This window comes from Streptomyces sp. HSW2009 (genome assembly GCF_040240285.1).
Lineage (GTDB): Bacteria > Actinomycetota > Actinomycetes > Streptomycetales > Streptomycetaceae > Streptomyces.
The window spans coordinates 1-2,306 of record NZ_JBEHZD010000847.1 but is presented as its reverse complement, the minus strand read 5'-3'; the positions used below and the strand labels follow the sequence as shown (position 1 = coordinate 2,306).

Below are 2,306 nucleotides of genomic sequence, written 5' to 3'. Positions count from 1 at the left end.
GTCCAGCGGCGCCGCCCGGCGCACCGTGGACCACCTCTTCCACCAGGCCGAGGTCGCCACCGAGAAGTACAACCTGGCCAAGGAGCGCAGCGACGAACTCAAAGCCCGGGTCAGCGCGCTCCAGGGCAGCGTCGCCCGCGGCCAGGAGCGGGTCAACCACCTGCGGGGCGCGCTCGCCGCACTGGCCGGCGCCCAGTACCGGTCGGGCGGCGTCGACCCGAGCCTGACCCTGTTGCTCACCGAGGACCCGGACGGCTTCCTCACCAAGTCGGCGGCGCTCAACCGGATCTCGCACCGGCAGGCGGGCCAACTGCGGGTGCTGCACGCCGCCCAGCGGGCGCTGCGCCAGGAGCGCACCGAGGCCGCGGGCAAGCTCATCGACCTCGAACGCAGCCGGGAGACGGTGCAGCGGCACAAGCGCGAGGTGACGCAGAAGCTCGCCGCCGCCCGCACCGTTCTCAACCGCCTCACCCGGGCCGAGCGCGCCGAACTCCAGCGGGCCGAGCGCGCCCGTGCGGCGAAGGCCGCCGAAGGAGCGCAGCGGCCCGCCCGGCCGGCCGGCAACACCGCCGCCTCCCCGCGCGCGTCCGCCGCCGTCAGCGCCGTCCAGGCGGCCCTCGGCGCCCCGTACGTATGGGGTGCGACGGGCCCGAACTCCTTCGACTGCTCCGGGCTCACCCAGTGGGCGTGGCGGCAGGCCGGGGTCGCCATCCCGCGCACCTCGCAGGGCCAGGCGGGCGCCGGCCGCCGGGTGCCGCTCAGCCAGGCGCAACCCGGCGACCTGGTGATCTACCGCAACGACGCCAGCCATGTCGGGATGTACGTCGGCAACGGGCAGGTCGTCCACGCCCCGCACCCGGGCGCCCAGGTGCGGTACGACCCGGTCCAGATGATGCCGGTCTCCTCCGTGAACCGCCCCTGAGCCGGCTGCCCCGCGTCCGAAGTTCGCCTCCGCAGGTCGCGGCGCACCCCGTACGATCGACGGCGTGGCGGGCAGGTTGCGGTGGGGTGGACGGTGGGCGGTCAGCGGTGTGGTGGCCGCCCTGGTGGTGCTCACGGCGGCGCTCAGCGCGCTGGCGGCGATGGCCGGCTGGGGGCGCGAGTCCACCGGGCCCGACCCCGACGTCCGGGCCGTCGAGCGGCTGCTCGACCGGCGCGCCGACGCGGTCCGCGCGCACGACGAGGACGCCTTCCTGGCCACCGTCGACCGGACCGCGGACCGCTACCGCGCCGCCCAGCAGCGGACCTTCCGCAACCTGACCGACGTGCCGCTCGGCTCCTGGCAGTACCGGGTGCTCGGCAAGGGCGGCTTCGCGCCCGTGCAGGGCCAGGGCCGGCGGGTCGCCTTCCAGGTCGAGCTGCGCTACCAGCTCGCCGGGTACGACACCGCGCCCGTCGTGGCGCCGCAGCGGCTCACCCTCGTCCAACGGGGCCACCGCTGGTACGTGGCGGCCGTCCAGATACCGCCCGCGGCCTCGCTCGAAGCCTCGGACGGCGGCGGCCAGCGGGGCGCCGAGCAACTGTGGGACCAGGGCCGGGTCGAGGTGGTGCGCGGCCGGCACAGCCTGGTGCTCGGCGTCGGCCACCACCGGCGCTACCTGAAGGACGTGGCCGTCACCGCCGACGACGCCGTGCCGACCGTGCGCCGGGCGTGGCACCGTCCCTGGGCGGGCCGGGTGGTGGTGCTGGTGCCGCGCTCGCTGGAGGACATGGCGACGCTGCTCGGCGGCTCCGCGTCCGGCTACCGCGGCATAGCGGCGGTGACCACCGGCGAGATCGGCGGCTCGGGCACCGTTCCCGCCGACCGGGTGATCATCAACCCGGACGCGTACGACGTCCTGGGCGACCTCGGCCGGCGCGTGGTGATGACCCACGAGGCCACCCACGTCGCCACCCGCGCCGCGACGTCCGCCAGCACCCCGCTGTGGCTCTCCGAGGGCTTCGCCGACTGGATCGGCTACCGCGACGCCAGGATCTACCCGCGCCAGGTCGCCCCCGAGCTGACCCGCTCGCTGGAATCCGGCCGGCTCCCCCGCGACCTGCCGGACGACGACGACTTCGGCTTCGCCGGGGACGGCAACGTACTGGCCCAGGCGTACGAACAGGGCTGGCTGGCCTGCCGGATGATCGCCGACCAGTGGGGCGAGGACAAACTGGTGGCCTTCTACCGCGCGGTCGGGGGCGCCCCCCCCCCCCCCGCCCGCGGGGGGGGGGCGCCGCGCCCCCCCCCCGGCGGACGGCTGACGGGATACTGTCCGGAATCTGGACGGCCGCCGGGGGCCGGGGCAGGACATCAAGTGGCCGCG

Annotated in this window: 2 protein-coding genes; both read left to right on the top strand. The window is 76.0% G+C overall.

The features are described 5' to 3' along the window. Nucleotides 1–922, top strand: a 922-nt coding sequence (locus tag AAHZ94_RS32840) for a C40 family peptidase (protein ID WP_349997362.1), incomplete at its 5' end; no start/stop codon positions are given. 64 nt (nucleotides 923–986) lie between these two features. Beyond that, on the top strand, nucleotides 987–2,306 hold a 1,320-nt coding region (locus tag AAHZ94_RS32835; protein ID WP_349997361.1), incomplete at its 3' end, for a hypothetical protein.